Genomic DNA, 20,862 nt, shown 5'->3' with positions numbered 1-20,862 from the left:
CCTCCGGAAGGCTGTAAGAATGTCGCCGTGAACGCGACCGGGAGCAGCCGCCGAGCCAGCCGCCGAGCGGAGGCGTCAGCATGACCGCCGTCGATCTCCCGCCCCCCGGGGTGGGGCCGCTGTCGCGGCTGGCGCCGAAACCCATGCGGTTCGTCCTCAACTGGGGGCGCCGCTATTCGCTGTGGGTGTTCAACTTCGGGCTGGCCTGCTGCGCGATCGAGTTCATCGCGACGTCGATGAGCCGCCACGACTTCATCCGGCTCGGCGTGATCCCGTTCGCGCCGGGGCCGCGCCAGGCCGACCTGATGGTCGTGTCCGGGACGGTCAGCGACAAAATGGCCCCGGCGATCAAGCGGCTGTACGAGCAGATGCCGGAGCCGAAGTACGTCATCTCGTTCGGCGCGTGCTCCAACTGCGGCGGCCCGTACTGGGACTCGTACTGCGTCACCAAGGGCGTCGACCAGATCATCCCCGTGGACGTGTACGTGCCGGGCTGCCCGCCGCGGCCGGAGGCGCTGCTGCACGGGATCGTCAAGCTGCAGGAGAAGATCGCGGCCGAGTCGCTGGGCGAGCGGTACACGCGCGACGGCGAGCCGGTCGCGCCCGCGCCCGCCGCGCGGCCGCTGGCGGCGACGGTGCTGCGCCGCCCGCTCGTCGCCCCGCCGCCCGCGCCCGTGCTTGAGCCCGTGCCCGAGCCCGTGCTTGAGCCCGCGCCGGACGCGGTCGAGACGGCCGCCGTCCCCGCCGTCCCGGACCCGGTCCCCGACGCGAGCCCTCGCACGGGCCTCAACACGGGCCCCCACACGGGCCTCCACACGGGCCCCCACACGGGCCTCCACACGGGCCCGGACGCGACCGAGACGGCTGCGAACCCGCCCGTCCCCGACGCCGCCGAGACGGCCGCAGGCCCGCCCGTCCCCGACGCGACCGAGACCGCCGCGAACCCGCCCGTGAACCCGGACGCCACGGAGACCGCCGTTCCGCCCGTGAACCCGGATTCCACCGAGACGGCCGCCGTCCCGTCCGTCCCCGACGAGGGCCCCGACGCGACCGAGACGACCGAGCTGCGCCCGGTCGGCCCCGAGGACACGACGAGCCCGCTCCCGGCCGTCCGGGCCGAGCCGCCCGCCGAGCAGCCCGAGCAGCCCGACCCCGAGCACGACCCGTCGATCATCCCCGGCCTCACCGACGACGACGAGCGGGGCGACCGGTGAGCGACGCCGCCGACACCCCGGACGCCCCGGAACCCGAGGCCCCGCCCCCGCACCCCCTCGCGGTCGCGTGGCACGACCGGTTCGCCGACGACGTCACCACCGAGGAGACCCACGGCGGCCTGTCCGTCGGCGTCCCCGCGGACCGCTGGATCGACGCGCTGACGTTCGCCCGCGACGACCTGGCCTGCGGCTTCTTCGACTGGCTGACCGGCGTCGACGAGGTCGACGACGGCTTCGCGGTCGTCGCGCACCTGTACTCGCTGGAGGAGCGCCACCACCTGCTCGTCCGGACGCGGGTGCCGCGCGCGTACCCCGCGCTGCCGACCGCGACCGGCGTGTACCGGGGCGCGGCCTGGCACGAGCGCGAGACGTTCGAGATGTTCGGGATCGAGTTCGAGGGCCACCCGAACCTGGTCCCGCTGCTGCTCCCGGACGGGTTCGAGGGCAACCCGCTCCGCAAGGACTTCGTCCTCGCGTCCCGCGTCGCCAAGGCGTGGCCGGGCGCGAAGGAACCCGGCGAGTCGGGCCACGGTGCGCCCAGCCGCCGCCGCGTGCGCCCGCCGGGCGTGCCCGACGACTGGGGACCGCATGCCTGACCTGCTGGTGATCGTGCTCAAGCTGCTGGCGGTCGCCGCGGCGTTCGGCGTGCTGCCGCTGCTGGTGGGGCAGGCCGAGCACAAGGTGATGGCGCACATGCAGGGCCGTCTCGGCCCGATGTACGCGGGCCGGTTCCACGGGTGGGCGCAGCTCGTCGCGGACGGCGTGAAGTTCGCGCAGAAGGAGGACGTCGTCCCGGCCGCCGCGGACCGGCGGATCTTCAAGCTGGCCCCGGCCGTCGCGATCGTCCCGTACCTGCTGGTGCTGCTGGTGGTGCCGATCGGGCCGGACGGCCAGGTCGCGGTGGACCTCGGCGTCGGCCTGTTCTTCGCCCTGGCGGTGATGGGCGTCGGCGTGATCGGCGCGATCATGGCGGGCTGGGCGAGCGCGAACAAGTACTCGCTGCTCGGCGGGATGCGCGTCGCGGCGCAGCTCATGTCGTACGAGCTGCCGCTGGTGTTCGCGGCGTCGTCGGCGGCGATGGCGGCGGGCACGCTGTCGCTGCCGGGGATCGTGGAGGCGTGGCGCTGGTACTGGCTGCCGTGGCAGGCGGTCGGCGCGGTCGTGTTCTTCGTGGCGGGGCTCGCGGAGCTGCGCCGTCCGCCGTTCGACATGCCGATCGCGGACTCGGAGATCATCCTCGGCCCGTACACCGAGTACGGCGGGCTGCGGTTCGCGTTCTTCCTGCTGGCCGAGTACGCGGGCATCATCGTGCTGTCGGCGCTGACGGCGGTGCTGTTCCTCGGCGGCTGGAAGGGCCCGTTCCTGGAGACGGAACTGGGCTGGCTGTGGATGCTGCTCAAGGTGTTCGCGCTGTCGTTCGTGGTGATCTGGCTGCGCGTCAGCTACCCGCGCATGCGCGAGGACCAGCTCCAGAAACTCGCGTGGGCCTGGCTCGTCCCCCTCGCCCTCGCCCAACTCGCCCTGACGGGCGTCCTGAAGGTCGCCTTCTGACCCGCGGGGTCAGCCCAGGAAGATCGCGACCTCCGCGAGGTCGTGCAGGAGGTCCGTCGGCAGCGCGAGGTCGCGCGCCATGTCCTCGACGGACCTGAACCCGCCACGGGCCACGCGCCGTTCGATGAGCCGGACGATGGCCGCCGAGTCGAGGCCGGGCAGCGTCGCCAGGACCCTCGCCGGTACGTGGTTGACGTCGATGAGTCCGCCGTCGTCATGGGTGCGGGGGAGGTCGGGTCGGCCGATCCGGAGTTCCCGGGCGGCGTCGGGGTCGCGTTCCGCCAGTGCCCGTGCCTTGGCGCGCAGCCTGCGGCGCCGACTCGCCGCGGCCTGCGCGATCCGGTCGCGTTCGACGGCCAACGGCGTGACGATGATGTCCCGCTTCCGCCTTCGCGGTCCGCGGCAGCCGATCACCCCGACCGCGAAAGCATGGACCGTCGAGCCGAGCCACAGCCCGCCCAGCATCATGTTCTCGAACATGCTGTGCGAACCGCCTCCGGACGCCATCTTGAAGACGACCATGACCCACGCGATGTAGAGGGACGTGAAAATTCCCAGGGGAAACGAGTTCCGGCGGACGGCCGCGTAGATGAACGGCAATGGTGCGCACATCCCGAGCGTGACGAGCGGCACGGCCCCATAGAGGACGCCGACACCGATGGAGAAGACCCATCCTCGTCTGCCAGGCCGTTCATCAGCGTCGATGCCGCCTTCGGCCATCTTGCTCCTCTCTTCGCCGCCGCTCCTGGGACGCGGGAGGCGGCTACCGCGTTCACGGGCGACGTCATGCTGACCCGTCGTCAGTGCAGGAAGATCGTCAGGTCCGCGAGGAAGGGCAGGAGGTCGGGTGGGAGGTCGGTGTCCAGGGCCATGTCCTCGACGGAGATGAACCCGCCGCGTTCCGCGCGGCGTTCGACGAGCCGCGCGGCGGTCGCCGCGGAGATGCCGGGCAGTGTCGTGAGGACGCGCGCGGGCGCGTGGTTGACGTCGACGAGTCCGCCGTCGTCGTAGGCGCGCGGCAGGTCGGGGCGGCCGACGCCCAGCTCGTAGGCGGCGGACGGGTCGCGCGCGGCGAGCGCCCGGGCCTCGGCGCGCAGCGCGCGGCGGCGCTCCAGTTCCGCGAGCGCGTACCGGTTGCCGTCGCTTCGCGGCGGGAGGGGCGGCGGCGCGGGCGCGGTGCGGCGGATGAACGCCCCGACCGCGAACGCGTGCCCCGACCCGCCGACCCACAGCGCGATCATGAGCCCGGTCGCGATGGAGTCGCGGGTGCTGCCGTCCGGCGCGCCCGTCAGTCCGGCGGTGACGCAGACCACGACGGTGTACGCGAACGCGATGAGGCCCTGGAGCCGGGAGCGGTGGCGGAAGGCCGCGTAGACGAACGGGACGGGCGTGGCGATTCCCGCCGTGAGAAGCGGCACGGCCGCGTAGCCGAGGCCCTTCGGGATCGAGCGCGCGCGACCGCTCCGGCCAGGCGATATGTCACCGCAGACCACCTTGTCCCCTTTCGTCGTCCCTACCCGTCAGACGCACCGGGTCACCGCCGCGTTCACGGGCGACCCCGCGGTACGTCATCATGTCCCCCGTGGGACGGCTACCAGGAGGCGGTCTGGCCAAGGGGCTGGCCGTGACATTGCGGACGATGACGCGGCGCAGCATCACGCGTCAGTACCCGGAGGTGCAGCCCGATCTGCCGCCGCGCACCCGCGGCGTGATCGCGCTGTTCGAGGAGAACTGCACGGTCTGCATGCTCTGCGCGCGCGAGTGTCCGGACTGGTGCATCTACATCGACTCCCACAAGGAGACGCTGCCCGCCGAGGGCGGCGGGCGGGCGCGCAGCCGCAACGTCCTCGACCGGTTCGCCATCGACTTCTCGCTGTGCATGTACTGCGGGATCTGCGTCGAGGTGTGCCCGTTCGACGCGCTGTTCTGGTCGCCGGAGTTCGAGTACGCGGAGTACGACATCGCCGAGCTGACCCACGAGAAGGAACGCCTGCGCGAGTGGATGTGGACGGTCCCGCCGCCGCAGGCCCACGACCCGTCCGGCGAGCCGCCGAAGGAGATCGCGGCGGCCGGGAAGGCGGCGTCCCGGGCCGGACGGGGGCGGGGCGCGTGACCGGCCAGGACGTGGCGCTGGTGCTGCTCGGCGTCGTCGCGCTCGGCGGCGGCGTGCTGTGCGTGACGACGCGGCAGATCGTCCACGCCGCGCTGTGGCTCGTCGTCGCGTTCGGCGGCCTCGCGGGCTCCTACCTGGTGCTGACGGCCGAGTTCGTCGCCTGGGTGCAGGTGCTGATCTACGTCGGCGCGGTCGTGGTGCTGCTGCTGTTCGGCATCATGCTGACGCGCGCGCCGATCGGCCGCAACGACGGGCTGGACTCGGAGAACCGCTGGGTGGCGCTCGTCGTCGCGGTCGCGACCGCCGCGCTGCTCGTCACCACGGTGGTCCTCGGGTTCGGCGGCGCGCACAAGGACGTGAAGCCGGGCGGGGGCAGCGCGGACGCGCTCGGGTCGAGCGTGTTCCGCACCTGGGTGCTGCCGTTCGAGGTCGCGTCGGTGCTGCTGCTCGCGGCGCTCGTCGGCGCGATCGTCCTGTCCCGGACCGACATCGGCGCGAAGGACGGCGACTGATGCACATCGTCTATCCGGCCGTCATCTCCGCGCTGCTGTTCGCCGTCGGCGTGTACGGGGTGCTGGCGCGGCGCAACGCGATCCTCGTGCTGATGGCGGTCGAGCTGATGCTCAACGCCGTCAACCTCAACCTCGTCGCGTTCGACGTGTGGTGGCGGGACCGGCTGCACGGCGGCCAGGTCCTCACGCTGTTCACCATCGTGATCGCCGCCGCCGAGGTCGGGCTGGGGCTCGCGATCATCCTGCTCGTCTACCGGAACAGGAAGGTCGTGGACGTGGACGCGCTGCGCACGCTGCGCGAGGACGCCGTGCCCGGCGAGGGCGACCCCGCCGCCGAGGCGGCCGAGGCCGTGGAGGCCGGGCTGTGACCGTCCTCGCCGCGCTGCTGGTCCTGCTGCCGTTCGCCGCCGCGCTCGCCGGGATGCTGGGCGGCCCCGCGCTGACCCGCGCGCTGCGCGGCGCGCCCGCCGCCGACGCGCCCGCAGGCGGCACGGTCGTCACCGACGCGGAGGCCGACGCCGACGCCGACTCCGCGCACGAGGGCGCGACGCCGCCCGCCGCCGCGGCCGCCGCGTCCGGGTTCGCGGTGCTGCGCAACGGGCCCGCGCTGATCGCGTGCGTGCCCGCCGCCGTGTCGTTCGTCCTCGCCGTCATCGTCGGGCTGACGCTGTGGCAGTCGCCGCGCCCGCGCGCGGGCACACTGACGCTGATCCAGACCGGCTCGGTGCCGATCCGCGTCGGCCTGCACGTGGACGGGTTGTCGGCGCTGATGGCCGTGCTCGTCTGCGCGGTCGCGCTCGCGGTGCAGGTCTACTCCGTCTCCTACATGGCGAAGGACGCGCGGTACTCGTCCTACGCCGCGTTCATCTCCCTGTTCACCGCCGCGATGCTGCTCGTGGTGTTCTCCCGCGACCTGCTGGTGCTGTACGCGGGCTGGGAGATCATGGGCGTCTGCTCGTACTTCCTCATCGGGCACCACTGGGAGGACCGCTCGAACTCGCGGGCGGCCGTGAAGGCGTTCCTCGTCACGCGGCTCGGCGACGTCGGGTTCCTCATCGGCGTGATCATGCTGGGCGTCGGCGCGGGGACGTTCGAGATCCCGCGCCTGCTGACCCGGCTCGGCGACGTCCCGCACGCCACGCTGCTCACCGCCGCGCTGCTGCTGCTCGCGGGCGTCGCCGGGAAGAGCGCCCAGTTCCCGCTGCACACCTGGCTGCCCGACGCGATGGCCGGGCCGACGCCGATCAGCGCGCTCATCCACGCCGCGACGATGGTCGCCGCCGGGATCTACGTCGTCGCGCGGCTCTACCCGGTGTACGCCGCCGCCCCGGCCGCGCTCGCCGTCCTCGGCGTCGTCGCCGTCGTGTCGATGGTCGGCGCGGCGCTCGCCGCCCTCGCCCAGGACGACCTCAAACGCGTCCTCGCCTACTCCACCATCAGCCAGCTCGCCGTCATGGCGGCGGGCCTGGCGGTCGGCGCGCGGTCGGCGGCGGTGTTCCACCTCGTCGCGCACGGCGCGTTCAAGGCGGTGCTGTTCCTCGCGGCGGGCAGCGTCATCTTCGCGACCGGCACGAACCTGCTCGCCGGGCACGGCGGGCTGCGCGCCCGGATGCCGGTGACGTTCGCGGCGATGACGGTCGGGTTCGCGGCGCTCGCGGGCGTCCCGCCGGTCAGCGGCTGGTTCAGCAAGGACGCCGTCATCGAGGGCGCGCAGCACGCGGCCCTGCACGGCGGCGAGCTGACGGCGGCGGCGGGGTTCTACGACTCCACGCCGCCGCAGCCGCTGTTCGGTCCCGGCTCCGGCGCTTTCGTGCCCGTGCTGTCGGGCACGGTTCACTCGGCGCCTCCCACCATCCCGAGTGGCATCGCGTGGCTGATCTACCTGGGTCTGCTGCTGACCGTCGCGCTCACCGCCGCGTACGCGATGCGCGCCTGGCTCATGACGTTCTTCGGCGAGTACCGGGGGACGGGCGAGCCGCGCGAGTCCCCGCGCGCCATGTCGTGGACGGTCGCCGTCCTGGCCGTCCCCGCCGCCGTCCTCGGGTTCTTCGGGCTCGGCGCGGACGAGCTGCGCCCGCACGTCGCATCCGCGCTGCTCGGCGTCGCGCTGCTGGCGCTCGGCGGCGCCGCCGCGTTCCTGCTGTGGCGGCGCGACACGTCCGGTAGCACGGGTGCCGACCCGTCGCTCGTCCTCGGCCGCGCGCGGCCCGCGTTCGCCGCCGCGTTCGGCGTGGACGCCCTGTACGCCGCCGCGATCGTCCGCCCGGTGCGGCGGCTCGCGCGCGGCGTCGCCGTCGTGGACCGGCAGGACGTCGACGGCGCGGTCGTCGGCACCGCCCGGCTCGTCCAGCGGCTCGCCGGGGCGCTGCGGCTGCCCCGCGACGGCGATCCGCAGACCTACCTCACCGGGGTGCTCGGCGGGGTCGTCGTCATCGTCGCCGTGGTGGTGATCTTCCTGTGATCTTCGTGCTGATGACGGCGATTCCCCTGCTGGGGGCCGTCCTGCTGCTGCTCCCGGCGGGCCGGTTCCTGCCGGGCGACGCGGCCGTCGCCCGGTACGGCGCGGGCGTGTCCGGCGCGACGCTGCTCGTGGCGGTATCGGCGGCCACCGCGTTCGACTACGGCAAGGCGTCCGAGACGCAGCTCGGCGTGAACGCGTCCTGGGCACCGTCGATCGGGCTGCGCTTCCATCTCGGCGCGGACGGCATCTCGCTGCCGCTGATCGTCCTCACCGCGCTGCTGACGTTCCTGTGCTTCCTCTACACGATGAAGCACCCGCCCGCGGGCGGGCAGATCCGGCTGCTGACCGGGCTGCTGCTCGTCCTCGAAGTCGGGATGCTCGGCACGTTCACCGCGCTGGACCTGGTGCTGTTCTTCGTCGCGTTCGAGATCGTGCTCGTCCCGATGTACGCGATCATCGCGATCTGGGGCGGCTCCGACCGGTCGTTCGCCGCCCGCAAGTTCATCCTCTACACGCTGCTCGGCTCCGGCCTGCTGCTGGTCGGGATGCTGCTCGTCGGCGTCAAGGCCGGGACGCTCGACATGACCGAGCTGGCCGCCCGGCACGGCGCGGGCCTGTCGCGCGGCGTCCAGATCACCGCGTTCCTGCTGATGGGCCTCGGCTTCGCCGTCAAGACGCCGATGTGGCCGCTGCACACCTGGCTGCCCGACGCGCACACCGAGGCCCCGACCGTGGGATCGGTGCTGCTCGCGGGCGCGCTGCTGAAGATGGGCACCTACGGCATCATCCGCGTCGCGCTCCCGGCCGCCCCGCAGGGCGCGGCGTACTGGGCGCCCTGGCTCGGCCTGTTCGCCGTCATCGGGATCATCTACGGCGCGCTCGCCTGCCTCGCGCAGACGGACCTCAAACGGATGATCGCGTTCTCGTCCGTCGGGCACATGGGCTTCGTGCTGCTCGGCATCGCGACGCTCACGCCCGTCGGGATCAACGCGGCGCTGTTCGGGAACATCGCGCACGGCCTCATCACCGGGCTCCTGTTCTTCGTCGCGGGCTCGGTGAAGGACCGCTACGGCACCGGCGACCTGCGCGAGATCGGCGGCGGGATGCTCGCGTCCTCGCCGCGCCTGGCCGGGACGCTCACCTTCGCGGCCGTCGCCAGCCTCGGACTGCCCGGCCTCGCCGGGTTCTGGGGCGAGATGCTGGCGCTGCTCGGCGCGTACAAGCCGCACGCCGCGCTGCCGCGCACGACGTTCGTCGTGTTCATGGCCGTCGCCGCGCTCGGGGCCGTCCTCACCGCCGCGTACTTCCTGCGGCTGCTCGCCAAGATCACGCACGGGACGCCGCAGCCGGACGCCCCGGCCGGCGTCGCGCGGATCTCCGCCTACGAGTACGCCGCGTGGACCCCGCTCATCGCCGCGACCCTGCTGGTCGGGCTCTGGCCCAAGACGCTGCTCGCCGTGACGACCGGCCCGGTGCGCGCGCTGTTCGGAGGTGGCTGACGCCCATGATCCAGGGCATCGACTACGCGGCCGTCGCGCCGCCGCTGATCCTCGCCGCCGCCGCGCTGGCGCTGCTGGTCGCGGACGCGTTCGGCGTCCCGCGCCGCGTCCTCGGCTGGGCGTCGGGCGGCGCGTTCGGCGCCGCGCTCGTCGCCGTCGCCGCCCTCGCGTTCGGCGACCGGCGCGCGACGTTCTGCGTGCCGGGCGGGCTGCGCGGCGGCGGCCCGGCGTCGTGCTCCTACGTCGCGGACGACTTCACGCTCGTGTTCCAGGGCGTCGTGCTCGTCGCCGCCGTGATCGTCGTGCTGCTGTCGCTCGGCGAGATCACCGCGTCCCGCATCCCGGCGGGGGAGTACCACTTCCTGCTGCTGTGCGCGGTCACCGGCGCGGTCACGCTCGTCGCCGCCCGCGACCTCGTGCTGCTCGTCGTCGCGCTGGAGACGCTGTCGCTGCCGGTGTTCGCGCTCGTCGCGCTGCGCCGCTACGACGGCGTCGCGTCCGAGGCGGCCGTGAAGCTGTTCCTGGTGTCGGTCGTGTCGTCGGCGGTGATGCTGTTCGGCGTCAGCCTCGTCTACGGCGCGACGGGCGCGATGCACCTCGACCGGATCGCGCCCGCGCTGCGGTCGCTGCCGTCCGACCTCGACCCCGTCGCGGGCGTCGGGATCATGCTCGTGCTCGCCGGGTTCGCGTTCAAGATCGCCGCCGTGCCGTTCCACTTCTGGGCGCCGGACGTCTACCAGGGCGCGCCGCTGCCCGTCGCCGCGTTCCTGTCCGTGGTGTCCAAGGCCGCCGGCTTCGCGGGCCTGGCGATCGTCCTCGCCCTCGGGTTCCCCGCCTACGGGCACGTGTGGGGGCCGCTCGTCGGGATCATGGCCGCGCTGACGATGACGCTCGGCAACCTGTTCGCGCTCCGGCAGACGACCGCGATCCGGCTGCTGGCCTGGTCGTCGGTCGCGCAGTCGGGGTACATGCTCGCGCCGCTGGCCGCCGGGGACCACCGGCTCGGCGAGGCCGTCGCCGCGACCACCGCCTACGTCGCGCTGTACGCGGTGATGAACCTCGGCGCGTTCGCGGTCGTCGTCGGGTTCCGCCGCCGCTTCGAGCCCGCCGGGGAGGGCACCCCGCCCGTCGACGCCCTCGACGACTACCGGGGGCTCGGCCGCCGCAGCCCCGCCGCCGGGGCCGCGCTCGCGTTCTTCCTGATCTGCCTCGCCGGACTGCCGCCGGGCGTCATGGGGCTGTTCGCGAAGGTCGTCGTGTTCCGCGCGACGGTCGCGGGCGGCGTCACCTGGCTCGCGGTCATCATGGCGCTCAACACCGTCATCGGGCTCGTCTACTACCTGCGGTGGGCCGTGCGGCTGTACGCCGCGCCGACCGGCCACGCCTACGCGGCGGCCGTGCCCGGCGTGCCCGTCCGCGCCGCCGTCGCCGCCGCCGGGGCGGGCGCGGTCGTGCTGTCCGCCGCGCCCCAGCTCGTGCTGCAGGCCGTGTCCTCCGTCACCTGATAAGGGAACATTTCTCCTGGTCAAACCGTTGTTCGGATGATCGAACTTCGGCGGGAGGTCAGGTGCGGTTCAACGGCGTCAGGACGGCGGCCCTCATCGCGGCCCTGTCGGCATTGATGCTGGTCGTCGGCTGGGCGTTCGGTCGCGCGACGGGCCTGCTCATCGCGCTCGCCGTCGCGCTCGGCACCAACGGCGTCGCCTACTTCTTCTCCGACCGCATCGCGCTGCGCTCGATGCGCGCCCACCCGGTCGGGGAGATCGAGACGCCCGTGCTGCACCGGCTCGTCCGGGAGCTGTCCACGGCGGCGCGGCAGCCGATGCCCCGGCTGTACGTCTCCGAGACCGCGCAGCCCAACGCGTTCGCCACCGGCCGCAACCCGCGCAACGCCGCCGTCTGCTGCACGCGCGGCATCCTGCGGACGCTGGACGAGCGGGAGCTGCGCGCGGTCCTCGGGCACGAGCTGTCGCACGTCTACAACCGGGACATCCTGATCTCGTCCGTCGCCGCCGCCATCGCGACCGTGATCACCTACCTGTCGCACCTGGCGATCTTCCTGCCGATCGGCCGGGAGGACGACGAGGACGGGCCCGGCGTGCTCGGCGCGCTGCTGATGCTCGTCCTCGGCCCGATCGCCGCCGCCGTCGTGCAGATGGCCGTCAGCCGCACCCGCGAGTACGCCGCCGACGCGGCCGGGGCGCGGCTCACCGGCGACCCGCTCGCCCTCGCCTCCGCGCTGCGCAAGATCGACGCGGGCGCCCGCGCGCTGCCGCTCCCGCAGGACCCCGAACTCGCCACCACCAGCTCGCTGATGATCGCCAACCCGTTCCGGGGCGCGGGCATCGGGCGGCTGTTCTCCACGCACCCGCCGACCGCCGACCGCGTCGAACGGCTGGAACGCATGGCCGGCCTGCGCTGATTGTCACGCACTGACTATCTCGTCCCGAACGCCCGGTGTCGTCTGTCGCGCGCTGGTTATCCTGCGCTGACGGGCCGCGCCCCTCGCGCGGCCGGGAGGGGGCGAGCCATGCACGAGTCCGGGGTGTTCCGCGCCGCGCTGGACGGCGACGAGTCGCGGGTGCGCGCGCTCGCCGGGCCGGACGGGTTCGTCTGCGTCGCGCCGGACCTGGCGAGCGTCCTGCTCGTCCAGCCGGACGGCGACGAACAGCGCGCCACCGTCGCCGTCCTCGGCCGGGGCGGCACCGTGCAGGCGCTTCCGGTGCCGCGCTCGTTCCGCGTCACCGCCGTGGAACGCGACGGCGGCGAGTTCGTCCTTACCGCCGCCGACGGTCGGCGTGTGCGCGGCACGCCACGGCAGTTCGCGTCGTTCACGCGGATCGTGGAGCCCGCGCTGAACCCGTCCTACGCCGAGCACCTCGCGGACCCGTTCCTCGCCGCGCACACGCTGCCGGGCGGGCGCGGGGGCCATCCGCCCGTCCGCGACGCCGTTCTCGGGGAGGTCGCGTTCGACCCGTCCACCGGCTCCTACGAGGCGACGGCCGGCGAGCTGCTGATCATGTTCGACAACGCCGGGGCCGACCGCGTCGAAGAGCTGCTCCCGCACGTCCGGGGCCTGCTCGCCGCGATGGACGAGATCGGGCCCGCCGCCGTCGCCCACCTGTGGGACTGGGGCGCGACCGGCGACGAGACCGCCGAGGAGAAGGCCGCGTTCCTCGCCGAGGTCCGTCCGACGAGCCTCGTCGTCTACCGCTCCGGCGACTTCGAGCTGCACTTCGAGAAGGTCCCGGACGGCGCGTTCCTCGACGGGTACTGGCCGGTCGTGCTGCACCGCGCGGACGGGCGGCCGGTGGACGTCTTCGTGGACGCGTGAGCGCTCACGGCAGCGTCAGGACCACCGGACCGTCCTCGGTGACCGCCACCGAGTGCTCGAAGTGCGCCGCGCGCGACCCGTCCGCCGTCGCGACCGACCAGCCGTCCGCCAGCGTGCGCCCGTCGCCGCCCGCGCCCGCGCAGACCATCGGCTCGATCGCGATCGTCAGGCCGGGCCGCAGCCGCAGGCCCCGGCCCGGCCGCCCGGTGTTGGGGACGGGCGGGTCCTCGTGCATCGCGGTGCCGATGCCGTGGCCGCCGGAGCCCTCGACGATCCCGAACCCGGCGGCGCGGGCGGTGCTCTCGACGGCGTGCGCGATGTCGCCGACGCGGTTGCCGGGGACGGCCTGCGCGATGGCACGCTCCAAAGCCCGCTCGGTGACGTCCATCAGCCGCTGATCAGCGGCGGACGGCTCCCCGACCGCGAACGTGATCGCCGCGTCGCCGTGGTAGCCGCGCAGCACCGCGCCGCAGTCCACCGAGACCAGGTCGCCCTCCCGCAGCGGGCGGTCGCCGGGAAGGCCGTGGACCACGACGTCGTTCACCGAGACGCACGCCGTCGCCGGATAGGGCGTCGGCGCCCAGGACGGGTGGTAGTGCAGGAAGTTCGACTCCGCGCCCATCGACGCGATCGTCCTGGCCGCGGCGGCGTCCAGCTCGCGCGCGGGGACGCCCGGCGCGGCCGCGTCCCGCGCCGCGCGCAGGGCGTGCGCGACGACGCGTCCGGCCTCGCGCATGATCTCCCACTCGCGTGGGCTCCGGTAGGTCACCATGCGACGAGATAGTAATACCAGTATTTAAATCTTCCAAGTAGACTCCGCCGCATGGTCCGCACACCGCTCACCGCCGACGAACGCGACCGGGGCCGCGCCCTCGGCCAGGTCCTGCGCGCCGCGCGCGGCCCGCGCACCGCCGCCGACGTCGCCGCCGCGGCGGGCATCTCCCTGGACACGCTGCGCAAGATCGAGCGCGGTGCCATCGCCGTCCCGGCGTTCTTCACGGTCGCGGCGCTCGCCCGCGTCCTGGACCTCGACCTCGCCGCACTGGCCCGCGACCTGGAGCGTTTCGAAGAGAATCGGATCGCGGGCTGAACCATCCGGCGGCACGGCGCGTCACAGACAACGAGCGCGCCGGACCTTCTGCGGGGGAGGGACCGGCGCGCTCACCCCGTGCGGCGGGCCGCCGCCGACGAAGCCGACGGCCCGCCCGCCGGAACTACCGGTAGTTCACGAACTGCAGCGCGACGTCGAGGTCCTTGCCCTTGAGCAGGGCGATGACCTCCTGGAGGTCGTCCTTCTTCTTGGACGTCACGCGCAGCTCCTCGCCCTGGATCTGCGCCTTGACGGCCTTCGGGCCCTCCTCGCGAATGATCTTCCCGATCTTCTTCGCATCCTCCTGGGAGATGCCCTCCTTGAGCCCGACGCTCAGCTTGTAGAGCTTGCCGGACGCCTTCGGCTCGCCCGCGTCGATCGACTTCAGGGAGATCTGCCGCTTGACGAGCTTGTCCTTCAGGACGTCCAGGACGGCGTTGGCGCGCTCCTCGGAGTTCGCCTGGATCTCGATGGTCTCGCCCGACCATTTGATCCCCGCGTCCACGTTGCGGAAGTCGAACCGGTTGGCCACCTCCTTGGCCGCCTGGTTCAGAGCGTTGTCGACCTCCTGCCGGTCGAGCTTGCTCACGATGTCGAAACTGCTATCCGCCATAGAACGCCCATCCTCCTGGCTGCTGGAAACGGTCGGCTGAAGGTGCCCGGACGGACTCGCGGACGGGGTCCGGCGGCACGACGACGCGTCCGCTCAGGGTAGCGAGCCATCACCTCCCGGGTGCGTGTGCGGGGGCTCGGACGGGGCACGCCAGCCGACGAACGCGTCGCCGAACCGGCGGCCGCACCCCCTGACGCCACCCGGAGGCCAGGTGAGGCAGACAAAACGAAAGACGCGCAAGCTTCTGGGCAAAGTGGACGCCCATCCGGACGCGCACCGCGCCACCGAGCCCGACGAGCACCACGTCGTCACCGAACACGAGAAGCGGGCGCGGGACGCGGACGAGACCCCGTCGTCCCTGCTGGCCGAGGCGCGCAAGTCCATCGGCCTCAAGGGCCGCCCCAACCCCATCACCCGCGCCTACGCGAAACGGCACGGCAAGGAGTACCTGACCGCGTCCTGGTGCGACATGGCGATCACCTACTGGGCGCGCCGCTCCGGCAACACCGACGCCGTCCTGCCGAAGGGCGACCGCGCCTACACCGTCAGCCACGCGCAGGACTTCAAGAAGGCCGGGACGTGGCACGCCGGCACCACCGCCAACGTCAAGAAGGCCAAGCCCGGCGACATCGTCTTCTTCGACTGGGGGTCGTCCAACGCGATCGGCGCCATCGACCACGTCGGCGTCGTCGAGAAGAACCTCGGCGACGGCCGCCTGCAGACCATCGAGGCGAACACCGACAACGCGGTGCGCCGCCGCGTCCGCGCCGCGGCCGTCATCGCCGGGTTCGGCCGCCCCGACTACGACGGCAACTGGACGGAGGCCCTGGTGAAGAAACTGCCGAAACTGTCGAAGGGCGACCGCGGCGAGCACGTCGAGACCGTCCAGGCCCTCCTGCAGGCCCGCGCCCACACCGACGTCAAGGTCACCGGCCGCTTCGACGACGCCACCGAGAAGGCCGTCCAGGCCGTCCAGAAGTGGGGCAAGGTCGACGTGGACGGCGTCGTCGGCCCCCAGACGTGGCCCGTCCTGCTCCGGGTCCACCGCTGATGTCACGTCCACCCGCGACGTCCGCTATCCTTCCAAGTGCCGTCGCGAGAGCGACGCCACGGCGGGTTGCCCGAGTGGCCAATGGGAGCGGACTGTAAATCCGTCGGCTTAGCCTACGCAGGTTCGAACCCTGCACCCGCCACACCACTAAGAACGGCCCCTCACCAGCGCAAACGCTGGGAGGGGCCGTTTTGTGGTTTCCGGTTGGCTACGGCTGTTCACGGCTTTCTACGGCTGGCCGTGCCCCATGCGTGACCCGGTTTCCGCATCCGTCCAGGAACGGAAGAGAAGCGGATTGCTCGGCAGCAGCCGTTCCCGGACCGCGAACTCGAAGACGTTGAACAGCGTGGACCGCCGCCGGGCGGCGACGGCTGCGGACGCTGGCTGCCCGTCGAGGCGACGTCCGAGGTGCGCCAGGACGATCCTGAGCTGTTCGGGGTCGCGGAGCGCGGCCGTGGGCGGCGCGTGGTCCTCGATCCAGGCGATGACGGCCGCGTGCTGGTCGGGAGCCTGCGACCAGCGGTCCCGGTTGAAGACGTACGACGCGAGTGCCGTGCCGAGTTGGACGTCCGTCGGCCACGGCCCCGAGCGCGGCAGGACGGCGATGGTCGCCTTCGTCAGCGCCTCGGTGATGCCGCGCCTGGTCGTCGGCTTCACCGTGCCCCATTTCCAGTCGATGTAGCTGACAGCCAGCTCGTACCAGGACGCCTCCTCCAGAGAGACGAGGGCTGCGTCCTCCTCGAAGTCGAGCACGCCCGGTGCCTCGGCGCCCTTCGACCGGGCGCGCCCGAGTTTGGCGAGGGACTGCTCGGTCGTGTCGGTCAGGCATTTGGCGTAGACGCGCCGCAGGACCGGAACGCTGTTGCCCGCCCATTCGGCGACCTGGGCGTCGGAGATTCCGGCGTTGAGCCAGATCGACAGCCGGGCGTGCCGGAGGTCGTAGGGCCGCTCGGCCAGGACGCTCTTCACCTCGTGGGGAGTGAGCGCGTCGATTCGGGCGGCTTCCCAGACGCGCGTGTAGACGCTCTCGGAAAGCAGTCCGCCGTTTTCAGCACGGAAGAGTCGGCCGTCAGGTGCCGTGCCGAATTCGGCGAGATGCCAGCGCAGGGGCTTTCCCAACGGCGGGCAGACCGGGACGGGCCGCGTCTCCTTGACGCTGCGGTGTTTCAGCGATCGAACCTCCCGTCCACCCGCGTCGGTCCAGGTTCCGCCGGTCTGCGGGGACGAATCTCCCAGGTCGAGCCAGCCCCATTCCTCGGGGTCGGTCGGCAACGCCAGCTCGTCCTCGGTCAGGGCGGTCGCCTCGGCCGGCCGGTGACCCGCGAGGAAGAGAGAGCCGAAGAACGCGCGCAGATGGCGTCCGGTCGCGCCCTGCCGCCCGACGGCGACGATCAGCGCGTGTCCCTTGGCCTCGTTGACGACGCGTCGCCGGTCGATCGCCTCGGTGTTCTTCGGCGCCGTCCAGGTGACGCGAAGCAGCGGGTTGAACTCGAAGTACTTCTTCTCGACCGCGTAGCTCAGCGCGTTGGACAGGGTCGCTCGTTTGCGCGCGTAGGTCGATGCGGCGGCGGATTCGCCGTCCAGGCGCCGGGCGAGCTGTTGGAGCACCTTCCGGAGCACGTCGGGCTCGCCGAGGCTCGCCAGACTGACCGAGCGGGACTCGACCCAGCCGATCGTCTTCGCTAGCCCGTCGGGAAGGCCGTTCCGTCGGGCAGGAAGGTTGAAGGCCCAGGTCGACAGGGCTTGGTAGACGTCCTCCGGCTCAGGGTGCGTGCCCTCCCAGGAGACGAGAGCCAGGGTCGCCGTCGCGAGCCCCTCCGCAACGCCTCGGCGGGTGCCGCCCGCGATGCCCTTCCATTTCATCGCGACGTATTCCGAGGCGAACTCGTACCACGTCGGTCCCTGCTGGTTGGCGGCTTCTTCGGGTGGCCGACCCTTGGGCAGCATCGAAAGAGGCAAGCCGGTCTCGACGTCGAAAGGCTCACCCTCGTTCGCAGCCGTCCGCAGCTTGGCTTGGTGGTTCTTGGCCAGCGTGCTCGTCTTGAAGGTCTTGCTGCAAGGCTCGCCGCCGACCTTCCACCGCACCCGATACGTCTCGCCTTTGACCCGCTTGACGGCTTGGATCGTGTCGAAAACGCGAACGTCGTACGACACGGTGCGAGGAACAGGTCCCGGCTCGGCGCGGGAGCCGGGACCTTGGGCGGACTGCTCGCGCGTCACGCGGCGTCCCTTCGGCCGCTCAGCCACGAGTCGAGATCGCGCCGGACGACGCGGAGCTGCCCGTTCGGCAGGGTGAGGCAGGGCGGGGCGAGCCGCTTCTGCCGCCAGTCGTAGAAGGTCGACGGCGCGATCTTCAGCTCCCGGCAGATGTCGGCGACCGTGAGCTTCTCGTCCGGGTCCGGGACGCTGCTCCCGACCTCGGCGAGCTTGACGCTCTTGGTCGGCGCGGGACGGTCAGAGCGCTTCATCGGACGATTGCCTCCAGACATGCGATGACCCCGGCGAACGGCCGTTCGCCGGGGTCGTGGTGGGCCGGGCGGTGATGACTCTGTGTGATGGCGGATCAGGTCCGGGCCGCGTCGGGGGACGTGGTGACAGGTGACAGAAGTCGACAGAAGACTTTCGTCGACTTCTGTCACCTGTCCCCGTGTCCCTGCGAGCGGATTGCTGCCCGGTCGCCGGTTGCGGACCGTGAGCGCGGTCCGTGCGGTTCATGAGGCGCTGCCGAGAGCGCTTGGGTGAACCTCGTAGGTGGGTGACGGAGGTCGGTTTCCCGGGTTAGGCGGCGCTGGGTGACGACGCACCCAACCGTGGCTTTCCAGAACGCGCAGGGCGGGCTCGGTGTCGGCGACCTTGCGGAACTTGCTCTTGAGCGGTCCGCGCATGAGGTCGCGGGCGGTGAACCGGGTTGTGCCGGTGCGTCGAGCCCAGTCGATGACGGCGCGGGCGTGGTTGACGGCGGGATCGGCGCCGATCGCGTCGTAGGCGGCCTGGGCGTGGGCGATGAAATACTCGCCGAGCTGGCGGGCGTGGTCGAAGGTCTGCAGGCCGATCGGCTGCTGATAACCGTCGCGCAGGTGAATTCCGAGGTGGAGCAGCGCGGCGATGCGGACGACCGCGCCGACGTATTTCCCGGCCCAGTCGGTCATGTGCGCCAGGTCGCCGGTGCCGGGTGCGAGCCGCGGTTCGATCTCGGCGAGCAAGGACGTGACGGCGCGCTGAGCCTCGGGCGTAAAGGTGAGCGTGACGGGTCGGTGGCCGGGTTCGCCGTGTTCGCGAAGCGACAGCACCAGGGCTTTGAGCGTCCGGCGGTAGTCGTCGGCGACGCTGGGGCGGACGGGCGCCGGGTTGGGATTGCGGCGGCCGAGCAGCGATTCGGGCATGGAGACCAGCAGCCGCCCGAGCAAACCTTGCTCGCGGAACTCCGGAGTGTCGCCGAGTCCGGACAGGACTCCGGGTTGCAGGCAGATGCCGATGGTGAGGGTGGCGGCGTCGATGCGTTCGGACGCGCGCCCGATGCGCTCGATGCGAATCTCCTCGCCTGCGTGCCCGGACAGGAAAACGCCGATGTCGGGGCTGCCGGAGTAGCGGCCCCCGGCGATCGACAGCAGCTTTCCGCCTTCGGGCGCGAGGACGGCGTAGCGGCCGTTCTGCTCGGCCAGGCGGCTGGTGGCCTTCTCGACGGTGGAGTCGTTGCCGCCGAACAGTTTGGGCTCTGCGGGAATGGTCGCGTCCTCCAGCGCGAGCCGCGCGTCGGTGGCAAGGCCCCGAGCGGTCGAGTCGAGCGGCCGGTCGGTGGCGGTCTTCTCCGCCCGCTCGGCGTTGGCCTCGGCGACCTTGCGGGCGACGACCGCGGCGGCGATCTCGGGCTGCGCCTGCTCGATCAAGCGGGACTCGGCGTCCCGGATCGGCGCGGTCATCGCCTTGTAGACCTCGGACTTGCGGTTGCCGGGTGCCAGAACCATCAGCAGGTAGAGGTTCGTGGGTTCGCTCCACGGGCCGGCGCTGACCCAGACGTTGCCGCCCGCCGCGACGGCCAGGACGGTGAGCGCGAGACACCCGGCCAGGTCGACGGGCGTCTGGGTCACCTCGGCGATGTCTGCGGCGTACTCGCCCATCCATTCCGGCAGTGTCCAGCTCGGGAACTCGGGCAGGTCCGGCACGGCCGAGAGCGGCGTCGGCTCGGCCCACCCGCGCGCGTCCTGGGCGGTCAACGCGGCCAGCTCGGCGAGGACGCCCGTTCGCACGTCGGAATCTCCGTCGACCTGGTGGGCGAGCTGCGTCAGCCGCGTCGCCGCGGTCGCCACGCGACGCCGATAGGCCAGGTCCCGCACCATGAGCGCGTAGTAGCCGCCGTTGACGGCGGCGGGCACGTCGGCGATCAGGGTGTGCAGGTAGGGCGCGCCGCCGACCTTGGCGAGCTGGCGCGCACCGATCCGGTTCCCGACGGCGAGCGCGTCGGTGGGCTCGCTGCGGTCGGCCAGTTCCGTGACGGCGTGCCAGATGAGCGCGTGCGCGGGCCGGTAGAAGTCGTCGGCCGCCAGCAGCGCGCGGACTTCGCCGAGCACGGCCGGAGAGAGCATGACCGCCCCGAGGACGTACTGCTCAGCCTGGATGTTGTGCGGGAGCGACCGCCCCAGCTCCGGATCGTCGTTCCCGTCGATGACCCGCAGCGGGGCAGGTCGGCTCATTCTCGGCTCCTCGCGTCTCTTCGGGTCGGGTGGGTCAGGCGACGCGGCCGTTGTCGACGGCGTGGACGTCGCCGATGCGGTCGCCGTAGCCGCCGTGGTCGTGCCCGCCGACCGCCAGCGCGTCAGCGATGAGGCCGCGCCGGACGAACGGCAGAGCGATCCGCCGGGCCAACGGCGTCCCGGTGACGTGCCAGTCGCCGAACCGGCGCGCGGAGTCGGCGAAGGCGAGCGCGGCCTCGGGCGAGCGCCAGCAGAACGGGAACTGCAGCCCGGAACGGACGTGCGCGACATGAAACACCCGCACGCCGGGGCGGTAGCCGCAGTTCTCGTCCTGGTAGACGACCAGGCCCGGTGTGGTGGTCCGGTAGCCGGTGACTTCTCGGGCGCCGCCGCCGCAGATCGGCGCGGTGAACGTGACGGTGCGCGCGGTCAAAGCGTCTCCCTCTCTGGTTGGTTGGCGATGGTGAGCAGGACGTCGGCGTGGCACGGCACGTCCGGCGGGCACCAACACGCCAGGTCGCGCCCGGCGAGTTCGGCGCGCGCCGCGTCGATCAGATCGGGCCGTCCGGCCATGTGCGCGGCGAAGCGGCGGACCGCCGCGGCCCGGTCCCCGGCCCGGACGGGGAACGGGTTCCCCCAGCGCGTCGGCCGGGCGACGATCACCGCGTCCGGGTGGTCGCGGCGCCACGGCCGCGACCGCGTCATCCGGACGCGCCGCGGCATGGGTCGGCTG

The 20,862-nt window shown here is 72.4% G+C and carries 22 protein-coding genes and 1 tRNA gene; 14 read left to right on the top strand and 9 right to left on the bottom strand.

What is annotated here, in order from left to right:
* Positions 1-80 precede the first annotated feature (80 nt).
* The 3 genes from G339_RS40500 to G339_RS0119235 are packed head-to-tail and all read left to right on the top strand — an operon-like array spanning position 81 to position 2,765.
* Positions 81-1,214, top strand: a complete 1,134-nt coding sequence (locus G339_RS40500) for an NADH-quinone oxidoreductase subunit B (protein WP_019632705.1) — start codon at positions 81-83, stop codon at positions 1,212-1,214.
* Entirely contained in the window at positions 1,211-1,810 is a 600-nt protein-coding gene (locus G339_RS0119240; protein WP_019632704.1) for an NADH-quinone oxidoreductase subunit C, read from the top strand. The genes G339_RS40500 and G339_RS0119240 overlap by 4 nt, the downstream gene beginning before the upstream one ends.
* On the top strand, positions 1,803-2,765 hold the full coding sequence (locus G339_RS0119235) for a complex I subunit 1/NuoH family protein (RefSeq protein ID WP_019632703.1): 963 nt from the start codon (positions 1,803-1,805) through the stop codon (positions 2,763-2,765). Before G339_RS0119240 ends, G339_RS0119235 begins: the two co-directional genes overlap by 8 nt.
* Positions 2,766-2,774: 9 nt before the next feature.
* Here G339_RS0119235 and G339_RS36910 read toward each other — a convergent pair whose 3' ends face one another.
* Together G339_RS36910 and G339_RS34425 are read right to left on the bottom strand one after the other, a co-directional pair.
* Positions 2,775-3,485, bottom strand: a complete 711-nt coding sequence (locus G339_RS36910; protein WP_157407870.1) for a ComEA family DNA-binding protein — start codon at positions 3,483-3,485, stop codon at positions 2,775-2,777.
* Between the two features lie 80 nt (positions 3,486-3,565).
* Positions 3,566-4,183 (bottom strand): ComEA family DNA-binding protein, encoded by a 618-nt coding sequence (locus G339_RS34425; protein ID WP_019632701.1) that lies wholly within the window; start codon positions 4,181-4,183, stop codon positions 3,566-3,568.
* A gap of 221 nt (positions 4,184-4,404) precedes the next feature.
* Here G339_RS34425 and G339_RS0119220 point away from each other — a divergent pair, with 221 nt between their 5' ends.
* The 8 genes from G339_RS0119220 (at position 4,405) to G339_RS36905 (ending at position 12,684) form a co-directional block, all read left to right on the top strand.
* Positions 4,405-4,878, top strand: coding sequence for a 4Fe-4S binding protein (locus tag G339_RS0119220; RefSeq protein WP_019632700.1), 474 nt, complete (start codon positions 4,405-4,407; stop codon positions 4,876-4,878).
* Positions 4,875-5,390, top strand: coding sequence for an NADH-quinone oxidoreductase subunit J family protein (locus tag G339_RS0119215; RefSeq protein ID WP_019632699.1), 516 nt, complete (start codon positions 4,875-4,877; stop codon positions 5,388-5,390). The genes G339_RS0119220 and G339_RS0119215 overlap by 4 nt, the downstream gene beginning before the upstream one ends.
* Positions 5,390-5,758: an NADH-quinone oxidoreductase subunit NuoK gene (gene nuoK / locus G339_RS0119210; protein ID WP_019632698.1), complete on the top strand. Its 369-nt coding sequence runs from the start codon at positions 5,390-5,392 to the stop codon at positions 5,756-5,758. The genes G339_RS0119215 and nuoK overlap by 1 nt, the downstream gene beginning before the upstream one ends.
* Complete coding sequence (locus G339_RS0119205; protein ID WP_019632697.1) at positions 5,755-7,851, top strand: NADH-quinone oxidoreductase subunit 5 family protein; 2,097 nt, start codon at positions 5,755-5,757, stop codon at positions 7,849-7,851. The genes nuoK and G339_RS0119205 overlap by 4 nt, the downstream gene beginning before the upstream one ends.
* A gap of 11 nt (positions 7,852-7,862) precedes the next feature.
* The gene (locus tag G339_RS0119200; protein ID WP_051107893.1) at positions 7,863-9,350 is read left to right on the top strand and encodes a complex I subunit 4 family protein; all 1,488 of its coding nucleotides are present in this window, start codon (positions 7,863-7,865) and stop codon (positions 9,348-9,350) included.
* A gap of 5 nt (positions 9,351-9,355) precedes the next feature.
* A complete protein-coding gene (locus tag G339_RS0119195) occupies positions 9,356-10,855 on the top strand; it encodes an NADH-quinone oxidoreductase subunit N (RefSeq protein WP_019632695.1) in 1,500 nt (499 codons plus the stop codon).
* A 62-nt stretch (positions 10,856-10,917) separates the two neighbouring features.
* Entirely contained in the window at positions 10,918-11,772 is an 855-nt protein-coding gene (gene htpX, locus G339_RS0119190; protein WP_019632694.1) for a zinc metalloprotease HtpX, read from the top strand.
* Positions 11,773-11,880: 108 nt separating this feature from the next.
* On the top strand, positions 11,881-12,684 hold the full coding sequence (locus G339_RS36905) for a hypothetical protein (RefSeq protein ID WP_019632693.1): 804 nt from the start codon (positions 11,881-11,883) through the stop codon (positions 12,682-12,684).
* A 4-nt stretch (positions 12,685-12,688) separates the two neighbouring features.
* Here G339_RS36905 and map read toward each other — a convergent pair whose 3' ends face one another.
* Positions 12,689-13,456, bottom strand: coding sequence for a type I methionyl aminopeptidase (gene map, locus G339_RS0119180; protein ID WP_019632692.1), 768 nt, complete (start codon positions 13,454-13,456; stop codon positions 12,689-12,691).
* Positions 13,457-13,507: 51 nt separating this feature from the next.
* On the opposite strand from map, the gene G339_RS0119175 reads away from it, so the two are divergent.
* On the top strand, positions 13,508-13,774 hold the full coding sequence (locus G339_RS0119175; protein WP_019632691.1) for a helix-turn-helix domain-containing protein: 267 nt from the start codon (positions 13,508-13,510) through the stop codon (positions 13,772-13,774).
* A 124-nt stretch (positions 13,775-13,898) separates the two neighbouring features.
* Here G339_RS0119175 and G339_RS0119170 read toward each other — a convergent pair whose 3' ends face one another.
* A complete protein-coding gene (locus tag G339_RS0119170; protein ID WP_019632690.1) occupies positions 13,899-14,387 on the bottom strand; it encodes a YajQ family cyclic di-GMP-binding protein in 489 nt (162 codons plus the stop codon).
* A gap of 253 nt (positions 14,388-14,640) precedes the next feature.
* On the opposite strand from G339_RS0119170, the gene G339_RS0119165 reads away from it, so the two are divergent.
* The gene (locus G339_RS0119165) at positions 14,641-15,438 is read left to right on the top strand and encodes a peptidoglycan-binding protein (protein WP_019632689.1); all 798 of its coding nucleotides are present in this window, start codon (positions 14,641-14,643) and stop codon (positions 15,436-15,438) included.
* Positions 15,439-15,498: 60 nt separating this feature from the next.
* Positions 15,499-15,580 (top strand) — tRNA-Tyr (locus G339_RS0119160).
* 86 nt (positions 15,581-15,666) lie between these two features.
* Here G339_RS0119160 and G339_RS34415 read toward each other — a convergent pair.
* The 5 genes from G339_RS34415 to G339_RS41130 form a co-directional block, all read right to left on the bottom strand.
* Positions 15,667-17,658: a tyrosine-type recombinase/integrase gene (locus G339_RS34415; RefSeq protein ID WP_157407869.1), complete on the bottom strand. Its 1,992-nt coding sequence runs from the start codon at positions 17,656-17,658 to the stop codon at positions 15,667-15,669.
* Positions 17,655-17,906 (bottom strand): helix-turn-helix transcriptional regulator, encoded by a 252-nt coding sequence (locus tag G339_RS0119150; protein ID WP_019632687.1) that lies wholly within the window; start codon positions 17,904-17,906, stop codon positions 17,655-17,657. The genes G339_RS34415 and G339_RS0119150 overlap by 4 nt, the downstream gene beginning before the upstream one ends.
* Before the next feature lie 243 nt (positions 17,907-18,149).
* Positions 18,150-20,129 carry a DUF3987 domain-containing protein gene (locus G339_RS34410; protein ID WP_019632686.1) on the bottom strand — a complete coding sequence of 660 codons (1,980 nt, stop codon included), beginning with the start codon at positions 20,127-20,129 and terminating at the stop codon, positions 18,150-18,152.
* 34 nt (positions 20,130-20,163) lie between these two features.
* Complete coding sequence (locus tag G339_RS41135) at positions 20,164-20,562, bottom strand: hypothetical protein (protein WP_019632685.1); 399 nt, start codon at positions 20,560-20,562, stop codon at positions 20,164-20,166.
* Positions 20,559-20,834, bottom strand: a complete 276-nt coding sequence (locus G339_RS41130; protein ID WP_420804500.1) for a DUF4326 domain-containing protein — start codon at positions 20,832-20,834, stop codon at positions 20,559-20,561. The genes G339_RS41135 and G339_RS41130 overlap by 4 nt, the downstream gene beginning before the upstream one ends.
* Positions 20,835-20,862 lie beyond the last annotated feature (28 nt).

The sequence above is a fragment of the Actinomadura atramentaria DSM 43919 genome (genome assembly GCF_000381885.1).
GTDB lineage: Bacteria > Actinomycetota > Actinomycetes > Streptosporangiales > Streptosporangiaceae > Spirillospora > Spirillospora atramentaria.
The sequence above is the reverse complement of the archived record's forward strand: the minus strand, read 5'-3'. Positions and strand labels throughout refer to the sequence as shown.